Genomic DNA, 17637 nt, shown 5'->3' with positions numbered 1-17637 from the left:
GCGCGATGACTCCCATGAGCGAACCCCGCGTCACGCTCTACGGGCGTGAGGGCTGCCATCTCTGCGAGGACGCCCGCGCGATCATCGAGCGCGTCTGTGCCGACCTGGGGGAGGCGTACGTCGAGGTCGACATCGACTCCGACGAGGACCTGCAGGACCGTTTCGGCGAGGAGATCCCGGTCACGTTCGTCGACGGTCGCCAGCACGACTTCTGGCGCGTGGACGAGGACCGACTCCGCTCCGCACTCACCCGCTGATCCGGCTGTGCGGCACGCGCGGGACGGTCGCGGGCCGACTCCGACTTGACCACCCCCGCTGAATGTGTCTACGGCGCCCGTGGTAAGTGCTCCGGCTGAACGATTTTGTTCCCCGTTCACAAACTCATAAAGTGGCTCGTGCCGATCGATTCCTGCCCCCGGAGCCCGCCCGGTGGATCGATCCGGCTCGAGAGAAGAGCCCCAGTGAGTCCACGGTCCTCGGCCGAGAATGCGCGTGAGATTCCCGAAGCGACGGTTGCCCGACTGCCCGTCTACCTTCGGGCGCTCACCGGACTCTCCGAGAGCGGCATCGAGACCTGCTCGAGCGAAGAGCTCGCGGTCGCTGCCGGCGTCAACTCCGCCAAGCTCCGCAAGGACCTCTCCTACCTGGGCTCGTACGGCACCCGCGGCGTCGGCTACGACGTCGAGTACCTGACCTACCAGATCGCCCGGGAGATCGGGGTCACCCAGGACTGGCCCGTCGTCATCGTCGGGATCGGAAACCTGGGCCACGCGCTGGCCACCTACTCCGGCTTCCGCAGCCGTGGGTTCCGGGTCGTGGCGCTGCTGGACGCTGATCTCTCGCGTGCCGACGAGGAGGTGGGCGGACTTCCGGTCCGACCCTTCGACGAGCTCGAGCGGATCGTCGTCGAGCACTCCGTCGCCATCGGTGTGATCGCCACCCCCGCGCAGGCGGCCCAGAGCGTCGCGGACCGCATGGTCGCCGCCGGCGTCACCAGCATCCTCAACTTCGCCCCGGGCGTGCTCACGGTCCCGGTAGGAGTCGACGTACGCAAGGTCGACCTGTCGATCGAGCTGCAGATCCTCGCCTACCACCAGCAGCGCAAGGCCCAGGGGGACGCAGCGATCGCCGACGTGGTCCTGCCCGACACCCCTCTCGTCACGGAAGGCGTCTGATGAGCGTCCTGGTCGTGGGAATCTCCCACAAGTCGGCACCCGTCTCCGTCCTCGAGCGGCTCGCCCTCGACGCCGAGGCCGCGCGCAAGCTGGTCATCGACGTGTCCGACTCGACCCACGTCGGCGAAGCAGCCGTCATCTCGACCTGCAACCGGCTCGAGATCTACGCCGACGTCGACCGCTTCCACGGCTCGGTCGAGGAGCTCTCGACGCTGCTCCTGCAGCGGGCCGGCTCGGCGCCCGAGTCCCTGATCCCGCACCTCTACGTGCACTACGACGACGGTGCGGTCTCGCACCTCTTCCACGTCGCCGCCGGGTTGGACTCGATGGTGCTCGGCGAAGGACAGATCCTCGGCCAGGCCCGCGAGGCGTTGCGTGTCGGCCAGGAGCTCAGCACCGTGGGCCCGACGCTCAACACCCTCTTCCAGCAGGCACTGCGGGTCGGCAAGCGCACCCATGCCGAGACCGACGTCGACTCCGTCGCGCCCTCGATGGTGACGGCCGCGATCGAGGAGTCGCTGGGCTCGCGCGGTGGCGTCACCGGGCTGCGGGTTCTGGTGCTCGGCGCCGGTTCGATGGCGGCCCTCTCGGTCGCCACCGTCACCCGTCAGGGCGCTGCCGAGGTCGTCGTGGCCAACCGGTCGCTGGCCAATGCCGAACGGCTCGCCCACGAGTACGGCGCCCGCGCGGTCCCGATGGACTCCCTCGAGGTCGAGTTGGCACGCGCCGACGTCCTCATCACCTGCACCGGCGCGGCCGGCGTCGTGGTCACTGCCGGCCAGGTGGCCGCGGCCCGCGACGAGGACAGTGCACCGCTCCAGGTGATCGACCTCGCCCTGCCCCACGACGTCGACCCCGCGGTCGCTGACCTGCCCGGCGTCGACGTCCTCGGTGTGGCAGAGCTGGCCGAGCGTCTGGGCAGCAGCCACGCAGCGGTGATGAGCGTGACCGGCGTACGCGAGATCGTGACCCAGGAGCTCGACAGCTTCCTCTCCGCCCGCCGCCAGGCCAGTGTCACCCCGACCGTCGTCGCCCTGCGCACGATGGCCACCGGTGTCGTCGAGTCCGAGTTGGAGCGTCTCCAGGCGCGCCTCGGCGGGGTCGACGACGAGGTCCTGGCGGAGGTGCGCCGTACGGTCCACCGGGTCGCCGAGAAGCTCCTGCACCAGCCCACCGTCCGGGTGCGCGAGCTGGCCGACGAGACCGGAGCCGTCTCGTACGCCGCTGCGCTGGCCGACCTCTTCGCGCTCGACCCCGACGCGGTCAGCGCCGTGACCCGGGCCGAGTTCCCCGAGGGAGGCAACTGATGACTCGCGTCCTGCGTCTCGGGACCCGTGCCTCGGCCCTGGCCACCACCCAGTCGGGCATGGTCGCCGATGCCATCCGCACCGAGCTGGGCCGCGAGGTCGAGCTGGTCCACATCACGACCGAGGGTGACGTCAACCGTGGTCCGCTCGCCCAGATGGGCGGCACCGGGGTCTTCGTCAGCGCGCTGCGCGACGCCCTCCTCGACGGTCGCGTCGACCTTGCGGTGCACTCGCTCAAGGACATCCCCACCACGCCTGCCGAGGGCATCACCCTGGCGGCGGTGCCGCAGCGTGAGGACCCGCGCGACGTGCTGGTGGCCCGCGACGGCCTGACCCTGGGGGAGTTGCCGGCCGGGAGCAAGGTCGGGACCGGTTCTCCGCGTCGTGCCGCCCAGCTCGCGGCCCTGGGCCTCGGCCTGGAGATCGTGCCGATCCGCGGCAACGTCGGCACCCGCATCGGCAAGGTCACCTCCGGCGAGCTCGACGGCATCCTCCTGGCTCACGCCGGCCTCAACCGGCTCGGCCGCGGTGACGAGGCCACCGAGGCGCTGGACCCGTTGCAGATGCTCCCGGCCCCGGGCCAGGGAGCCCTGGCGATCGAGTGCCGCACGGAGGACCGCGAAATTCTCGACCTGCTCTCCGCCCTGGACCACGCGCCCACCCGCGCGGCCGTGGTCTGCGAGAGGCAGGTGCTGGCCACCCTCGAGGCCGGCTGCAGCGCCCCACTGGGGGCGTTGGCGGAGGTGGTCGAGGGCGACGACGGGGACGAGCTCTGGATCAGGGCCGTGGCCCTGTCCGGTGACGGAAGGTTGTCGGTCCGCAAGAGCTCGAGCGGGCCACCTGATCAAGCGAGAGAGATAGGTCAGCGCCTGGGCAGCGAGATGCTCGCCGACGGCGCGGCCGATCTGATGGAAACACCCTGATGGAAACACCAGTGAGGAAGCAGCACTCCATGACTCCAGGCAACACCCCGACCAAGCCGACGCCCACCGGATGGGTCTCCTTCGTCGGCGCCGGCCCCGGTGACCCGGGTCTGCTGACCATGCGCGCCCTCGAGCTCCTGCAGTCGGCCGAGGTCGTCATCACCGAGATGCCCGAGCACGTGTCCATGGTCCGCACGGTCCTCGGCCTCCCCGAGCCCGTCGAGCCCAGGGAGGGCGAGGAGACGATCGTCGCCGAGCCCGTCGGGCCGGTCTTCATCGACGGTGGCTTCGCCGAGGACGGCCAGCCGCTCGCCCCGGCCAACCGCTCACGTCTCGTGGTCAAGCACGGCAAGAAGTCGCGCGTCGTACGCCTCATGACCGGTGACCCGTTCATGTACGCCTCGGGTCCCGAGGAGGCGCAGGCCTGTGTGAAGGCCGGCATCGGTTTCGAGATCGTCCCCGGCGTCTCCGCGGTCGCCGCCGTGCCTGCGTACGCCGGCATCCCGCTGACCGACAAGAACCACCGTGAGGTCGCCGTGGTGACCTGCGGCGGTGCCATCGACTGGTCGCAGTACGCCGACAACCGCACCCTCGTGCTGCTCTCCGGCGTCGGCTCGATCGGTGAGAGCGCCAAGGCCCTCATCGAGGCCGGCCGCTCGGCCTCGACCCCGGTCGCGGTGACCCGCGTCGGCACGACCACCGAGCAGTCCACGCTCACCTCCACCCTGGAGAACGTCGCGGCCGACGTGCGCGCCGCCCGGGTCGCCCCGCCGGCGATCATCGTGATCGGTGACGTGGTCAACCTGCGTGGTGCCCTCTCCTGGTTCGAGACGAAGCCGCTCTTCGGCTGGCGCGTCCTCGTGCCGCGTACGAAGGAGCAGGCCGGCTCGCTCTCCTCGCGTCTGCGCGACTTCGGTGGCGTGCCCGAGGAGGTCCCGACGATCTCCGTCGAGCCGCCCCGCAACCCGCTGCAGATGGACAAGGCCGTCCGCGGTCTGGTGGAGGGCCGCTACGAGTGGATCGCCTTCACGTCGGTCAACGCGGTCAAGGCGGTGCGCGAGAAGTTCGAGGAGTACGGCCTCGATGCCCGTTCCTTCTCCGGCCTGAAGATCGCCGCCGTCGGCGACAAGACCGCCGCTGCGATCGCGGCTTGGGGTCTGCGCGCAGACCTGGTCCCCACGGAGGAGCAGTCCGCCGCGGGCCTGCTGGCCGAGTGGCCGCCCTACGACGACGTGCTCGACCCGATCAACCGGGTCTTCCTGCCGCGTGCCGACATCGCCACCGAGGTCCTGGTGAGCGGTCTGATCGAGCTGGGTTGGGAGTGCGACGACGTCACGGCGTACCGCACCGTCCGGGCCGCGCCGCCGCCGGCCCCGACGCGCGACGCGATCAAGACGGGCAAGTTCGACGCGGTGGTCTTCACCTCGTCGTCCACCGTGCGCAACCTGGTCGGTATCGCCGGCAAGCCGCACCCGTCGACGATCATCGCCGTGATCGGGCCGGCCACGGCGAAGACGGCCGAGGAGCACGGTCTGCGGGTCGACGTGATGGCCGCCAAGCCTGACGTCGACGTGCTGGTCGACGCGCTCGCCGACTTCGGAGCAGCGCGCCGCGTCGCGATGCTGGAGGCAGGCCTCCCGGTCACCAAGCCGTCGGACCGCAAGGCTGCGGGTCGTCGCAAGGTCGCAGCCAAGTAGTCGACTCCTCGGAACTCGACGTAGGAAACCCTCGTCCGGGGCGTGCAGCACGCCCGGGGCGGGGGTTTCCTACGTTCATTTACGAAGGTGCAAGGATCGGGGACATGGCTGACCTCCACGTCCCCTCCGGCACGCCCGTCCCCGGCCCCTCGGTGCGCCCGCGCCGACTGCGGGCCACCCCGGCGCTGCGCCGGATGGTCGCCGAGACCACCTTCGAGGCCCGTCAGCTGGTGCTGCCGCTCTTCGTCCGTGAGGGTCTGGACGAGCCCCGGCCGATCGATTCCATGCCCGGCGTCGTCCAGCACACCCGCGACTCCGCGAAGCGTGCGGTCGCCGAGGCCGCCGAGCTCGGCCTGGGTGGCGTGATGCTCTTCGGGATCCCGGAGCGCAAGGACGCCAGCGGCTCCGGAGGGCTCGACCCCGCGGGCATCCTCAACGTTGCGATCGCCGACGCCGTCGCCGAGGTGGGCGAGGACCTCACCGTGATGAGCGACCTGTGCCTGGACGAGTTCACCGACCACGGACACTGCGGGGTGCTGGATGAGCGCGGCCGGGTCGACAACGACGCCACCCTGGCCGTCTACGCCGAGATGGCGCGTGCCCAGGCCGATGCCGGGGTCCACATGGTCGGACCGAGCGGGATGATGGACGGACAGGTCGCGGTGATCCGGGACGCACTCGACGTCGTGGGCCACCCCGACGTCTCGATCCTGGCCTACTCCGCGAAGTACTCCTCGGCCTTCTACGGCCCCTTCCGCGAGGCCGTCGACTCCTCGCTCTCCGGCGACCGGCGCACCTACCAGCAGGATCCCGCCAACGCGCTGGAGGGCGTACGGGAGGCCCTGCTCGACGTCGAGCAGGGCGCCGACATCGTGATGGTGAAGCCGGCGATGGCCTACCTCGACGTCGTACGCCAGGTGCGCGACGCCGTCGACGTGCCGGTGGCCGCCTACAACATCTCCGGTGAGTACGCGATGGTCGAGGCTGCCGCTGCCCACGGGTGGATCGACCGGGAGGCCGCGATCCTCGAGACCTTGACCTCGATCCGTCGGGCCGGCGCCGACATCATCCTGACCTACTGGGCAGCCGAAGCCGCGCGACTTCGCCGCTGAGCAGGTAACTGGCGGGTTGGAGACATCTTCGGTCCCAGAAACGTCTCCAACCCGACAATTGCGGTTGGCGCCGTCCCAGGGGTGGGCCCCGGACCGCGGGTGCAAGCAACCTCACTCCTGCCCGAATCGACTCGGTTGGGTCGCTGGGACACAATGGCTGGGTGCCGCAACGTCCCCCTCTTGACAGCGCCACGCTCTTCGAGCGTGCTCAAGCCGTGACCCCCGGGGGAGTGAACTCCCCGGTGCGGGCCTTCAACGCCGTCGGTGGCACCCCACGTTTCATCCGCTCAGCCTCCGGTGCCTGGCTCACCGACGTCGACGGCAACGACTACGTCGACCTGATCTGCTCGTGGGGCCCGATGCTCCTTGGCCACGCCCACCCGGAGGTGATCGCCGCCGTGCAGGAGGCGGTCGCCCGCGGGACGTCGTACGGCACCCCCACCGTCCCCGAGGTCGAGCTGGCCGAGGAGATCGTGCGTCGTACGCCCGTCGAGCGGGTCCGCTTCGTCTCCTCGGGCACCGAGGCGACCATGTCGGCGATCCGCCTTGCCCGTGGCTTCACGGGTCGTGACGTGATCGTGAAGTTCGCCGGTTGCTACCACGGCCACGTCGACTCGCTGCTCGCCTCCGCGGGCTCGGGCCTGGCGACCTTCGCGGTGCCCGGCACACCGGGCGTCCCGGCGTCGTCGACCGACCTGACGCTGGTGCTGCCCTACAACGACCGCGCCGCCGTCACCGCTGCCTTCGCCGAGCACGGCCCCCGGATCGCGGCCCTGATCACTGAGGCCACGCCGGGCAACATGGGCGTCGTCCCGCCCGAGCCGGGCTTCAACGCCTTTCTCGCCCAGACCTGCCGCGACGCCGGTGCCCTCTTCATCTCCGACGAGGTGATGACCGGCTTCCGGGCCAGCGCGCAGGGCGGCTGGGGCCTGGACGGCGCCGTCGAGGGCTGGGCCCCTGACCTGATGACCTTCGGCAAGGTGATGGGTGGCGGCTTCCCGGCCGCAGCCTTCGGTGGTCGCGCCGACATCATGCGCCACCTCGCTCCCGAAGGCGCCGTCTACCAAGCCGGCACGCTCTCGGGCAACCCCGTCGCCACCACTGCCGGACTGGCGACGTTGCGGCTCGCGACCGACGACGTGTACGCCCACCTCACCGCGACGGCCGACGCGCTCAAGGCCGGTGTCACCGACGCGTTCACCGCCGCCGGCGTCGCCCACCGCATCCAGTCGGCGGGCACGATGTTCTCGGTCTTCTTCCGTGACGCGGAGGTCCGCAACTTCGCCGACGCCAGCGAGCAGGACGAGAAGGCGTACGCGGCCTTCTTCCACGCCATGCTCGAGGCGGGGGTCTACCTGCCCCCGTCGGCGTACGAGTCCTGGTTCGTCTCGGCCGCCCACGACGACCGCGCCGTCCAGACCGTGCTCGACGCGCTGCCCAGCGCTGCCCGTGCCGCCGCATCCGCAGGAGGGAACGCATGAACGAGAGCTCCACGACCCTGGTGCACGTGCTGCGCCACGGCGAGGTCCACAACCCCGAGGGCATCCTCTACGGCCGCCGCGACGGTTTCCACCTCTCCGACCTGGGTCGTCGGATGGCCGACCGGATCGCCGAGAGCATCGGCGATCGCGACATCGTCCACATGCGTACGTCCCCCCTCGAGCGCGCCCAGGAGACGGCCGCGCCGTTGGCTGCCGCCAGGGGGTTGACGCCCGAGATCGACCTGCGCGTCATCGAGTCAACCAACAAGTTCGAGGGGATCAGCTTCGGCGAGGGGGCGATGACCCTGGTCAAACGCCCCAAGCTGTGGCGTCACCTCTACAACCCCTTCAAGCCGTCGTGGGGTGAGCCTTACGACGAAATGGCCGCCCGGATGAAGGCTGCGGTGATGGACGCCCGTGACGCCGCGCGCGGTCACGAGGCCGTCGTGGTCTCCCACCAGTTGCCGATCTGGACCCTGCGCCTGCACGCCGAGAACAAGTCCTACCTGCACGACCCGCGGAGTCGGCAGTGCACGCTGTGCTCGCTGACCACGCTGCACTTCGACGGGGACCGGCTCACCCGGGTCAGCTACTCCGAGCCCGCCGGTGACCTGATCCCCACCAAGGACAAGAACGCCCCCTTCTCCGCAGGCGGCGCCCCGGAAGAGAAGCGTCCCTGACCGTGTCCCGCACCCGCCGCACCCGCCGCACCCCGCACCACCTCCGCGTGACCCTCGCTCCGCTGGTCGCTGCCCTGGCCTGCCTCCTGGCGCTGAGCGGGTGTTCGAGCCTGTCGGGGACCGGTGACAAGGACTACGTCTCCGGCGACGGCACGCTGCGCCGCATCGCGGTCGACGAACGCGAAGCGCCGATCGAGTTCGCCGGCGAGGACCTCGACGGCGAGCCCCTCGACCTGGCGGACCTGCGTGGCAAGCCCGTCGTGGTCAACGTCTGGTGGTCGGCCTGCCCACCCTGCCGCAAGGAGATGCCGTACCTCGTGGAGGCCTCCGAGCGCACCTCGGAGATCGCGAACTTCGTCGGCATCAACATCCGTGACGGGTCGACCTCGCAGGCGAAGGGCTTCGTCCGCAAGTTCGACGTGCCCTACCCCTCCTTCTTCTCACCCGACGGCAAGGCCCTGCTGCCCTTCAGCGGCACCCTGCCGCCCAACGCGATCCCCTCGACCGTGGTGCTGGACGCCGAAGGTCGGGTGGCCGCTTCGATCATCGGCGAGGTGCCCTCGACCCTGACGCTGGTCAACCTGGTCGAGGACGTCGCCGGCGCGAAGGCGAAGCGTGGCTGATGGGTGACGCGTTCCGGGAGGTCGCGGCCTCGGGCTCGTTGGCCCTCGCCATCCCGGTGGCCCTGGTCGCCGGACTGGTCTCCTTCTTCTCGCCGTGCGTGATCCCGCTGTTGCCGGGCTACCTGTCGTACGCCACCGGCCTCTCCGGCGCCGACCTCGCCGCCGGTGAAGCAGACCGGCGCCGCGGCCGGATGCTGCTCGGCTCGGTGCTCTTCGTGCTCGGCTTCAGCGTGGTCTTCGTGGCGCTCGGTTCGATCTCCGGCGCCCTGGGGGAGTGGCTCGTGGAGTGGACCCGCGAGGTGACCGTCGTGCTCGGTGCCCTCACGATCGTGCTCGGTCTGGCCTTCGCCGGTTGGTTGCCGTTCTTCCAGCGCGACCTGCGGGTGCACAAGGTGCCGGCCGTCGGTCTGGCCGCGGCGCCGCTGCTCGGCTTCCTCTTCGGTCTCGGCTGGACCCCCTGCCTCGGCCCGACCCTGTCGATGATCCTGACGTTGGCCTACAGCGAGGGCACCGCAGGCCGCGGCGCCCTGTTGGCCGGGATCTACTCGCTGGGCCTCGGGATCCCCTTCATCCTGGCCGGGCTGGCCTACCGCCGGGCGCTCGGCGCCTTCGGCTTCTTCAAGCGCCACCAGGTGGCCCTGATGCGGATCGGTGGCCTCATGCTCGTCGCCGTCGGCCTGCTCATGGTCACCGGATGGTGGCTCGACATGGTGACCTGGCTCCAGGTCAACCTGGTCTCCGACTTCGAGGTGAGCGTGTGAACGAGCTCAATCTGCGTGAGTTCGCGCGCTGGACCTGGCGCCAACTGACCTCCATGCGTACGGCGCTGCTCCTGCTGCTCCTCCTGGCCCTGGCAGCGGTGCCGGGTTCGGTGGTCCCGCAGGCCGACGTCGACGCCCTCAAGGCGTCGCAGTGGCAGGAGGCACACCCGAAGCTGACCCCGATCTATGAGCGGCTCGGGCTCTTCGACGTCTACGCCTCGCCGTGGTTCGCCGCGATCTACCTGCTGCTGACCATCTCGCTGGTGGGCTGCATCATCCCGCGCACCAAGGTCTACTTCAAGGCGATGCGAGCGCGCCCGCCCAAGGCTCCGCGGAACCTCACCCGGCTGCCGGACCACCACACGTACACGACCTCCGAGAGCCCCGAGGAGGTCCTGGCCCAGGCGCGCAAGGCGCTCGGCAAGCGCCGCTTCCGACTCGACCTGCACGACGAGGAGGCTGGCTCCGGCTCGGTCGCCGCCGAGCGTGGCTACCTGCGCGAGGCCGGCAACCTGGTCTTCCACCTGTCGATCCTGGTGGTGATGGCGGGCATGGCGATGGGCAGCCTCTTCGGCTACCAGGGCGGCGTGATCGTCACCGTCGGCAACGGCTTCAGCAACAACCTCACCCAGTACGACGACTTCGTCCCTGGCAGCCTCTACCGCAGCGAGTGGATGGAGCCCTTCGCCTTCGACGTCGACGACTTCGACATCGAATGGCTCTACACCGGTCGCGGAGCGGGCCAGGCTCGCAACTTCACCTCGGAGCTCACCTACACCGAGGAGCCCGGCGGTGCGGAGAAGACGTACGACCTGCGGGTCAACCACCCGCTCAGCATCGGCAAGACCGACATCTTCCTGATCGGCCACGGCTACGCCCCGGTCATCACCATCAAGGACGGCAACGGCGAGGTCGCCTACTCCGGGCCGACCACCTTCCTGCCGATGGACATGAACTTCACCTCCTTCGGGGTCGTCAAGGCCCCCGACGCCCAACCGAAGTCGTTGGCCCTGGAGGGTGAGCTCTACCCGACGTACGAGTTCAACGACGGCCCGTACTCCTCCTTCGGCGAGGCCATCGACCCGCTGATCTCGATGCTCGTCTACGCCGGAGACCTCGGCCTGGACGACGGCGGGTCGACGTCGGTCTACGTGCTCGACAAGAGCGAGCTGGAGCCCGTGATGAAGGAGGGCTCGGACCACGCGCCGCTGCGCCTCGACATGCGCCCCGGCGACGAGGTCGAGCTGCCCGACGGGCTCGGCACGGTCAGCTTCGACGGCATCGAACGCTGGAACAAGATCCAGATCAGCCAAACCCCCGGCAAGCTCGTGGCCCTGGGCGGCGTCAGCCTCGCCCTGCTCGGCCTGATCGGGTCCCTGTACATCCGTCCCCGCCGGATCTGGGTGCGTGCGCGCCGGGTCGACGGGGCCACCCTCGTGGAGATCGCCGGTCTCGACCGGTCCAGCGGCGGCGACATCGCCGACGAACTCGCGAGCCTCACCGCCACCCTCAACCCCGTGGACCCGGCCCACCCAGCCGACTCGGCCACAGCAACACCGAAGGAGCAGTCGTGACCGACAGCCAGTGGGAAGTCCTCAGCAACCAGGGGGTCACGATCGCGGGAGTGGTCTACTTCCTCGCCCTGCTGAGCCATCTGATCGAGTGGGCGGGCCTGCGCAAGGTCCCGCACACCGAGGAGGTGCACACCGGCAAGGTGGCGCTCTTCGGTCGCCTTGGACTGCTGCTCACCATGATCGCGGCGCTGGCCCACTTCGTGGCCCTCGTGGGGCGCGGCATGGCCGCCGACCCCAACCGGGTGCCGTGGGGCAACATGTACGAGTTCGTGATCTCGTCGACCTTCTTCGTCACCCTGATCTACCTGGTGGTCTACAAGAAGTTCAAGCTCTCCTGGATGGCCCCGCTGGTCGTCGGCTTCGTGCTCTCGGTGCTGATGGTCGCCGTGGTCTGGCTGCACTCGCCGGTCGCCCCGCTCACCGAGGCGCTGCTCTCGCCGTGGTTGGTGATCCACGTCGTCTCCGCGGTCATCGCAACCGCCGCCTTCTCGCTCGGTGGGATCCTGGTGATCCTGCACCTCGTCAAGGACCGTCGGGAGAAGAAGGGCGGCCCGGCGCCCCTCTACGGCTACCTGGCCCGCGTCCCCTCGACCGCCGTGCTGGACCGCCTCGCCTACCGCATGCACGCCTTCGCCTTCCCGGTGTGGACCTTCGCGGTCCTCATCACGGGTCCGATCTGGGCGCACGAGGCCTGGAGCCGTTACTGGAACTGGGACCCCAAGGAGGTCTGGGCCTTCATCACCTGGGTCGTCTATGCGGCCTACCTGCACGCCCGCAGCACCGCCGGCATGCGGGGGCGTACGGCCTCGATCCTGGCGATCATCGGCCTGCTGACCCTGTGGTTCAACTTTATCGGGATCAACTTCTTCTCCACGACCTCGCAGCACTCGTACGCCGAGGGCGCTGCGGTGGTCGAGGTCATCCCCGTCGAGCAGACGGTCGACCCGACAGCCTGACGTACGCCAGCCCCGTCGCGGGACGTCATCGGCTGCGGTCGTGGGGGCGACCGTTCATGATGACGTCCGGGAGTCGGCCTAGGGAGTGTCGGTCTCGTCGTCGCTGGCGGGATCCGGGGGAGAGGGGTCGGCCTTCGGGTCGCTCTTCGGCCCCGGGTGTCGCTTGCGCCGGTCGAGGTCCCAGAGGAAGTCCGGGTCGTCGTCGGGGGCCACGATCCGCGGAGGCTCGCGACGCATCGTCGGGGGCTTGATTCCCCTGCGCTCGACGACCCGCGTCACCCCGTAGATCACCACGGCGATGAGCAGCACGACGAGCAGGATCTTCAGCACGTCGTCCAGCCTAGATCCCACAGCCTAGGATGACTCCTGTGAAGCAGTTCTTGATCTACAACCTCCTTCGTTTCGTCATGCTCCTCACCTCCTTGGTGATCGTCATCGGCGTGTGGTCCCTCCTCGCCGACGAGGTGCCGTTCCTCTGGGCGTTGATCATCGCGTTCGTCCTCTCGGGGGTGACGTCGTGGTTCTTGCTGGCCCCCCAGCGACAGGCCCTGGCGCTGGTCCTGGAGGAGCGTGCGGGCCGAGCGTCGGAGCGGTTCGAGGAGTACAAGGCACAGGGCGACGAGGACTGAACCTCACCCCTTGAATTACGGTTGTCGGATGGAACTCGACTTCCGCACGCTCGATCCGAACGACAAATCCATCGATCACGACCTGCTCGTCGGCTACGTCATCGCCGTCAATCGGGGCTTCCACCTGAGTCGCCCCGACGAACGCGCCCAGGAGATCTGGATCGACCAGGTCCGAGGTGACGGGGCCCGCCTGCACGGCGCCTGGCTGCCTCCCGACGCGTACGGTGCCAGCAACGTGCCGGTCGCAACGGTGGCCAGTTGGCCCGGCGAGCTCAACACCGGATCACAGCTCCTGCCGCTCCACATGATCAGCGACGTCACCGTCAGCCCGGCCAGTCGCCGACAAGGGCTGGCCAGTCGACTGATCAGCCAGGACCTCGCCACCGCCGTCTCCGAGGGCATCCCGATCGCCGCGCTCACCGTCTCCGAGGGCTCGATCTACCGTCGCTTCGGCTTCGGGCCGGCGACCTTCAAGTCGAAGTACGAGGTCGACGTCACCGCCCAGTTCGAGTTCGAGGAGTTCACCTCCTCGGGCCGCTTCGTCCACCTCGAGCCTGCCGAGCTCGGCGACGTGCCCGACGAACTCTTCGCCCGGTGGCACGCCACCCACCGTGGGTCAGTCAGCCGCTCGCAGGCGTACGCCCCCTTCACCCGGGGTGAGTGGAGCTGGGACGAGCAGGGCCCCGAGCCCAAGATGCGTGCGGTCGTCCACCTCGACGCGGACGACCAGCCCCACGGGTACGCCCTCTACGCCCACGGCGGCTGGGGCAACGACCACACGGTCACGGTGCGCGACATGCTCTCCCTCACCCCTGAGGGTCACCTGGCCCTGTGGGACTTCCTGGCCGGGATCGACCTGACCGACCGGGTGGTCGCCAACACGTTCGTCGACAACCCCCTGCCCTGGGCGCTGGTCGACAACCGGTGCGTCTCCTCCAAGGGGCCGATCGACTCGATCTGGCTCCGGGTGCTCGACGTCGTCACCGCCCTCGAGGCACGGCCTTGGTACGCCGACGGCGACGTCGTGCTCGGCATCTCCGACCGTCTCGGCCACGCCGAGGGAAACTGGCGCGTCGTGACCCGTGAGGGACGCGCGACGGTCAGTCGTACGGAGGACGCCGCGCAGCTGTCGATGGCCGTGAGCGCGCTGGGGTCGCTCTACCTCAGCTCGGTCACCACCGACATCATGGTGCAGACCGGACGGGTCACCGGAGACCACGACGCGATCGCCAGCTTTGCCGGCATGTGCGACGGCGGGCCGACGCCGTACTCGCAGACCACCTTCTGAGGCGCATACACGACCCGGGTGGGCAGGGTTCACGGCCGGCAGGTCAGGACGCGTCGTCGCGGTTGTCGGGGCTCATCGGCGCCACGCATGCCGATGGTGGCGGTGGCGCCCCCATAACTGCTACTTTTCGGCGCCGATAGAGCAGCCACGAGAGTCTAGGTCGGCTTCTGCGCCGGTCTTCTCGTGAAATGCGTTCTCTTGGGGAGAAGATCAATGGGGAGAAACATGAAGAAAATCATGCGCTCGCTTGGCTTGGCGATGGCAGTGGTGTTGATCCCTGCGTCCGCATACGCCGTCAACCTGTCGTCCAACGACGGCAACGGAACGCAGACGGTGACCAGCCACGGTGACCAGTCCTTCACCTCTACGGGCAAGTTGCGTTCCAACACTGGCAAGAAGGTCTATTACCGCGGCATTGTGATCTACAACAACTACACCGATTACACGTGCGACCGCATCAGTAGCAACACGACCAGCAAGTCGTACGTCACGCGCGGCGGCAGCTGCTCGCAACTGGCTCCCATCCCGCCGAGCGCGGACGCTGCTGGCTGGAAGGTCTGTCGTGACCGGACGGGACTTCCCGACGGGTGCGGGTCCATGGGGAAACAGAACTTCTGACGTGTTTCCCAGCGACCAAATTCCTCAGGCCGAGCGCGGTGGCGTGCTCGGCCTGAGGGCCGTTCACAAGACCTACGGTTCTGAACATGCCCTGCGCGGGGTGGACCTCGACCTCTCGCCCGGCATCACGGTCCTGCTGGGCCGCAACGGGGCTGGCAAGAGCACGCTCTGCCACATCCTCACCGGGATGGAGCCTGCGGACTCCGGCGACGTGGTCCGGCACGGCTCACCCCTGCTCACGCGCAGCGATTGGCGCCAACACCACCGGGCCACGGGCTGGCTTCCACAGCAGCTGCCGGTGCCGGCCGCCATGACGGTCGAGGAGTACCTGCGCCACGCGGCCTGGCTGAAGGCGTTGCCTCGCAAAGACGCGAGTGACCGCATCGACGCGGCGTTGGTGCGGGTCGATCTTGCTGATCTTCGCGGCCGGCGTCTCGGTCACCTGTCGGGGGGAATGCTGCGCCGGGCCGGGATCGCCCAGGCGCTGGTCCACGATCCCGACGTGGTGGTGCTCGACGAGCCGACCGTGGGCCTGGACCCCGAGCAGCGGGCGTGGTTCCACTCTGCCCTTCGTGATCTCTCCCGAGACAAGTGCGTCCTGGTCTCCACCCACCTCCTCGAAGACGTCGAGGCGTTCCCCGGGCGGGTCGTGGTCCTCGATCAGGGGCGTGTGGTGTTCTCCGACACCACAGAAGCCCTGATCGACCGAGGCGAAGTCGGCGGTACTTCGCAGGAACGGCTGCGAAGTGGTTTCCTCCACGTGCTCGCGGAATCGGAGATCGCGCCGTGATGTTCCTCGAGGTGCGACCGCGCCACGGCGTCCTTGCCGCCCTCGCGGTCGCCACTGCAACACTGGCCGGGCATGCGGGTCACTGGAGGTCCTGGCTGGGTGTCTGGTCGGAGACGGACCAGTACTTGTCCAGTTCCTTCATCCTCACCGCGCCCGTCGCCGCTGCCGCGGGCGCCTTCTTCGGCGCCGCCGCGAGGCGTAACGGGGTTGCGGAACGGCGACACGCTGCGGGCCGATCCGCGTGGCTGGTCCAGTTGCGGGCCGCCGCCGAACCAGCGGCCTGGGTCGCGCTGGGCTTGTTGCTCGGCACGGTTCCGGCCTGGATCGCCACCGCCTTCGTCGCCGTCAATGGCTTCCCCAACCCGTTGTCCACCCTCGCCCACGTCGGAGCCCTGGCCGCGGTGACGGCCCTGGGGCAGCAAGTGGGGGGACAACTGCCCTGGTTCCTCGGCGTCCCGGTGGCCGCTGCCGTCCTTTACGTGGGCCTCGGTGTGCTTGCGTTCAACGCCGAGACGCTTCTGATCGCGCTCACGCCACTGGATGACGGAGCGGCCACCTTCGAGCGCCCGATGGCCTGGGTCCTCCTCGCCCAGATCGTCCTGTGGCTCACCGTGCTCGCGGCCGTCGTGGCTCACCGCGCCGATCAAACGCGCACGCGGTTCTTGCTGGTCGTCGGCGTGGCCGTGCTCACCGTCCCCTTGCTGTACGTGACCCCGTCCACCCGTGCGCTGATCAAGGATGCCGCAACGCAGCAGTGCGAGGCAGCCGGCCAGCTGACCCTGTGTCTCCCCCGGGCGAAGGCCGTGGTCCGCCCAGACTTGACCCCCGAGTATGAGCAAGCCGTCACGGCACTGCAGGGTCTCGTAGCCGACAGGGTGACCTTGGTGGACGACGAGACGGCTGCTCTGTCCCCCGCGATCGACCGAGATCTAGCTTTGTTGGTGGAGCGCGAAGAACTGGGTGGAGCGGAGGTCATCCCTCTCTCTCTCGCTGGCAGCATCGACACCTACACCAAGTTCGACCGTAACGGGATACACCTTTACTTCATCTCCTACTTGGTGCCTGCCAGCGATTTCCGGCTCTCGGAGGAGACCGGGCCGGATGAGCCGGACGACGGGGACCTACGGCGGGCGGCGATGCCCTCCGACATACTGCACCGGTGGTATTTCACTGAAGTGGGCGTGCCGATCGGCTCCTCGACAGGCATGTATTCGCCCATGCTCGACGAGACATTCGTCAATTACGGCGACCGTGCGGAGCTGTTCAGCTGCTTCTCGAGTCTGACTCCGGAGGATCGAGCGGCCTGGTTCCGCAAGCACCGGGACGAGGTCCGTGAGGGAGCGGTGACATGGGAGAACCTCAAAGAATGTTCCTCGTGACGCAAGGCGGGACCTCGCAGGCGGATGCCCGCGGCACGGCGACCTGGCATTCCTGGCGGAAGGTTCACGGAGTCACCGCGGCCTGGACAGCTGGCTGCCTGGCCGCGTGGATCGGCACGATCCTGGTGGCGGCCGTGAGCGTGCCCCTCAAATTTCCGTACGAGGTGGCTGGCACGATCATCGACTCAGCATCGGTCGTTGGACTGCTCGTGCCGGTGGCAGTCGTCGGCCTGTGCCTGCGGGAGGGACCCCGTCACCTGGTGCTCGGAGCCGCGCGCCCGTTGTGGCCCCAGCGACTGGCCCTGGCGCTGGCCTGCACGAGCGCGGTCTGCGCGGGAGCCTGGGCCCTCACGGTCCTGGCCAACCTGCCGACGGCGGTGATACTGCTGGACGCTCAGCTGTATGTCGGGCTTCTCCTCGTCTCCACGAGTCTGGGGGGCGTGACTCTGGGATGGGTGACGCCGCTCGCCCTGACGCTGGTCATGAGCGCTCCCGGGCTGATCCCGTGGCAGTGGAACTTCCTCTACAACCAGGACGTGACGCTCGAACGCTGGGCCGCGGTGGCAGCAGTCCTCGCCGTCGGGCTCGCGGCCTACGCATGGCGTGGCTCCGTCGAGCGCTTCGCCTTCGTGGACCGCGACTGA

At 69.0% G+C, this 17637-nt stretch carries 19 protein-coding genes; 18 read left to right on the top strand and 1 reads right to left on the bottom strand.

The features are described from left to right. The first annotated feature begins 14 nt into the window (after nucleotides 1–14). The 12 genes from DNK52_RS10830 (at nucleotide 15) to ccsB (ending at nucleotide 12289) form a co-directional block, all read left to right on the top strand. A complete protein-coding gene (locus tag DNK52_RS10830) occupies nucleotides 15–257 on the top strand; it encodes a glutaredoxin family protein (RefSeq protein ID WP_110240995.1) in 243 nt (80 codons plus the stop codon). A gap of 204 nt (nucleotides 258–461) precedes the next feature. Further along, nucleotides 462–1175, top strand: a complete 714-nt coding sequence (locus DNK52_RS10825) for a redox-sensing transcriptional repressor Rex (protein ID WP_110240994.1) — start codon at nucleotides 462–464, stop codon at nucleotides 1173–1175. Further along, nucleotides 1175–2482 carry a glutamyl-tRNA reductase gene (locus DNK52_RS10820; RefSeq protein WP_110240993.1) on the top strand — a complete coding sequence of 436 codons (1308 nt, stop codon included), beginning with the start codon at nucleotides 1175–1177 and terminating at the stop codon, nucleotides 2480–2482. Before DNK52_RS10825 ends, DNK52_RS10820 begins: the two co-directional genes overlap by 1 nt. Then, nucleotides 2482–3405 carry a hydroxymethylbilane synthase gene (gene hemC / locus DNK52_RS10815; RefSeq protein WP_110240992.1) on the top strand — a complete coding sequence of 308 codons (924 nt, stop codon included), beginning with the start codon at nucleotides 2482–2484 and terminating at the stop codon, nucleotides 3403–3405. Before DNK52_RS10820 ends, hemC begins: the two co-directional genes overlap by 1 nt. 29 nt (nucleotides 3406–3434) lie before the next feature. Beyond that, nucleotides 3435–5102, top strand: coding sequence for a bifunctional uroporphyrinogen-III C-methyltransferase/uroporphyrinogen-III synthase (locus tag DNK52_RS10810; protein WP_110240991.1), 1668 nt, complete (start codon nucleotides 3435–3437; stop codon nucleotides 5100–5102). A gap of 104 nt (nucleotides 5103–5206) precedes the next feature. Then, a complete protein-coding gene (hemB, locus tag DNK52_RS10805; protein ID WP_110240990.1) occupies nucleotides 5207–6214 on the top strand; it encodes a porphobilinogen synthase in 1008 nt (335 codons plus the stop codon). 161 nt (nucleotides 6215–6375) lie between these two features. Then, nucleotides 6376–7695, top strand: a complete 1320-nt coding sequence (hemL, locus tag DNK52_RS10800; RefSeq protein ID WP_110240989.1) for a glutamate-1-semialdehyde 2,1-aminomutase — start codon at nucleotides 6376–6378, stop codon at nucleotides 7693–7695. Then, on the top strand, nucleotides 7692–8375 hold the full coding sequence (locus DNK52_RS10795; RefSeq protein WP_110240988.1) for a histidine phosphatase family protein: 684 nt from the start codon (nucleotides 7692–7694) through the stop codon (nucleotides 8373–8375). The genes hemL and DNK52_RS10795 overlap by 4 nt, the downstream gene beginning before the upstream one ends. 2 nt (nucleotides 8376–8377) lie before the next feature. After that, complete coding sequence (locus tag DNK52_RS10790; protein ID WP_239455502.1) at nucleotides 8378–8998, top strand: TlpA family protein disulfide reductase; 621 nt, start codon at nucleotides 8378–8380, stop codon at nucleotides 8996–8998. Next, nucleotides 8998–9759 carry a cytochrome c biogenesis CcdA family protein gene (locus DNK52_RS10785; protein WP_110240987.1) on the top strand — a complete coding sequence of 254 codons (762 nt, stop codon included), beginning with the start codon at nucleotides 8998–9000 and terminating at the stop codon, nucleotides 9757–9759. Before DNK52_RS10790 ends, DNK52_RS10785 begins: the two co-directional genes overlap by 1 nt. Continuing rightward, nucleotides 9756–11333, top strand: coding sequence for a cytochrome c biogenesis protein ResB (gene resB / locus DNK52_RS10780; protein WP_239455501.1), 1578 nt, complete (start codon nucleotides 9756–9758; stop codon nucleotides 11331–11333). The genes DNK52_RS10785 and resB overlap by 4 nt, the downstream gene beginning before the upstream one ends. Next, on the top strand, nucleotides 11330–12289 hold the full coding sequence (ccsB, locus tag DNK52_RS10775; RefSeq protein WP_110240985.1) for a c-type cytochrome biogenesis protein CcsB: 960 nt from the start codon (nucleotides 11330–11332) through the stop codon (nucleotides 12287–12289). Before resB ends, ccsB begins: the two co-directional genes overlap by 4 nt. Before the next feature lie 78 nt (nucleotides 12290–12367). On the opposite strand, the gene DNK52_RS10770 is transcribed toward ccsB, so the two are convergent. Next, nucleotides 12368–12619 carry a hypothetical protein gene (locus tag DNK52_RS10770; protein WP_110240984.1) on the bottom strand — a complete coding sequence of 84 codons (252 nt, stop codon included), beginning with the start codon at nucleotides 12617–12619 and terminating at the stop codon, nucleotides 12368–12370. Nucleotides 12620–12657: 38 nt separating this feature from the next. Here DNK52_RS10770 and DNK52_RS10765 point away from each other — a divergent pair, with 38 nt between their 5' ends. The 6 genes from DNK52_RS10765 (at nucleotide 12658) to DNK52_RS10745 (ending at nucleotide 17637) form a co-directional block, all read left to right on the top strand. After that, nucleotides 12658–12918, top strand: a complete 261-nt coding sequence (locus DNK52_RS10765) for a DUF4229 domain-containing protein (protein WP_110240983.1) — start codon at nucleotides 12658–12660, stop codon at nucleotides 12916–12918. 28 nt (nucleotides 12919–12946) lie between these two features. Beyond that, nucleotides 12947–14206, top strand: coding sequence for a GNAT family N-acetyltransferase (locus tag DNK52_RS10760; RefSeq protein WP_110240982.1), 1260 nt, complete (start codon nucleotides 12947–12949; stop codon nucleotides 14204–14206). A gap of 225 nt (nucleotides 14207–14431) precedes the next feature. Continuing rightward, entirely contained in the window at nucleotides 14432–14824 is a 393-nt protein-coding gene (locus DNK52_RS16035) for a hypothetical protein (protein WP_162598729.1), read from the top strand. Between the two features lies 1 nt (nucleotide 14825). Continuing rightward, nucleotides 14826–15614 carry an ABC transporter ATP-binding protein gene (locus DNK52_RS10755; protein WP_162598728.1) on the top strand — a complete coding sequence of 263 codons (789 nt, stop codon included), beginning with the start codon at nucleotides 14826–14828 and terminating at the stop codon, nucleotides 15612–15614. Continuing rightward, nucleotides 15614–16993 carry a hypothetical protein gene (locus DNK52_RS10750; protein WP_110240980.1) on the top strand — a complete coding sequence of 460 codons (1380 nt, stop codon included), beginning with the start codon at nucleotides 15614–15616 and terminating at the stop codon, nucleotides 16991–16993. Before DNK52_RS10755 ends, DNK52_RS10750 begins: the two co-directional genes overlap by 1 nt. Next, complete coding sequence (locus DNK52_RS10745) at nucleotides 16990–17637, top strand: hypothetical protein (protein ID WP_162598727.1); 648 nt, start codon at nucleotides 16990–16992, stop codon at nucleotides 17635–17637. The genes DNK52_RS10750 and DNK52_RS10745 overlap by 4 nt, the downstream gene beginning before the upstream one ends.

The sequence above is a fragment of the Nocardioides gilvus genome, from assembly GCF_003194605.1.
In the GTDB taxonomy this organism is placed as follows: domain Bacteria; phylum Actinomycetota; class Actinomycetes; order Propionibacteriales; family Nocardioidaceae; genus Nocardioides; species Nocardioides gilvus.
Note: the sequence above shows the minus strand (reverse complement) of the source record. Positions and strands in the feature narration are given on the sequence as shown.

What these genes read in the sequence shown, in the direction of transcription:
- DNK52_RS10830 (WP_110240995.1), top strand. Translation starts at nt 15, where the DNA reads ATGAGCGAACCCCGCGTCACGCTCTACGGGCGTGAGGGCTGCCATCTC.
- DNK52_RS10820 (WP_110240993.1), top strand. Translation starts at nt 1,175, where the DNA reads ATGAGCGTCCTGGTCGTGGGAATCTCCCACAAGTCGGCACCCGTCTCC.
- hemC (WP_110240992.1), top strand. Translation starts at nt 2,482, where the DNA reads ATGACTCGCGTCCTGCGTCTCGGGACCCGTGCCTCGGCCCTGGCCACC.
- DNK52_RS10810 (WP_110240991.1), top strand. Translation starts at nt 3,435, where the DNA reads ATGACTCCAGGCAACACCCCGACCAAGCCGACGCCCACCGGATGGGTC.
- hemB (WP_110240990.1), top strand. Translation starts at nt 5,207, where the DNA reads ATGGCTGACCTCCACGTCCCCTCCGGCACGCCCGTCCCCGGCCCCTCG.
- DNK52_RS10795 (WP_110240988.1), top strand. Translation starts at nt 7,692, where the DNA reads ATGAACGAGAGCTCCACGACCCTGGTGCACGTGCTGCGCCACGGCGAG.
- DNK52_RS10785 (WP_110240987.1), top strand. Translation starts at nt 8,998, where the DNA reads ATGGGTGACGCGTTCCGGGAGGTCGCGGCCTCGGGCTCGTTGGCCCTC.
- DNK52_RS10760 (WP_110240982.1), top strand. Translation starts at nt 12,947, where the DNA reads ATGGAACTCGACTTCCGCACGCTCGATCCGAACGACAAATCCATCGAT.
- DNK52_RS16035 (WP_162598729.1), top strand. Translation starts at nt 14,432, where the DNA reads ATGAAGAAAATCATGCGCTCGCTTGGCTTGGCGATGGCAGTGGTGTTG.
- DNK52_RS10750 (WP_110240980.1), top strand. Translation starts at nt 15,614, where the DNA reads ATGTTCCTCGAGGTGCGACCGCGCCACGGCGTCCTTGCCGCCCTCGCG.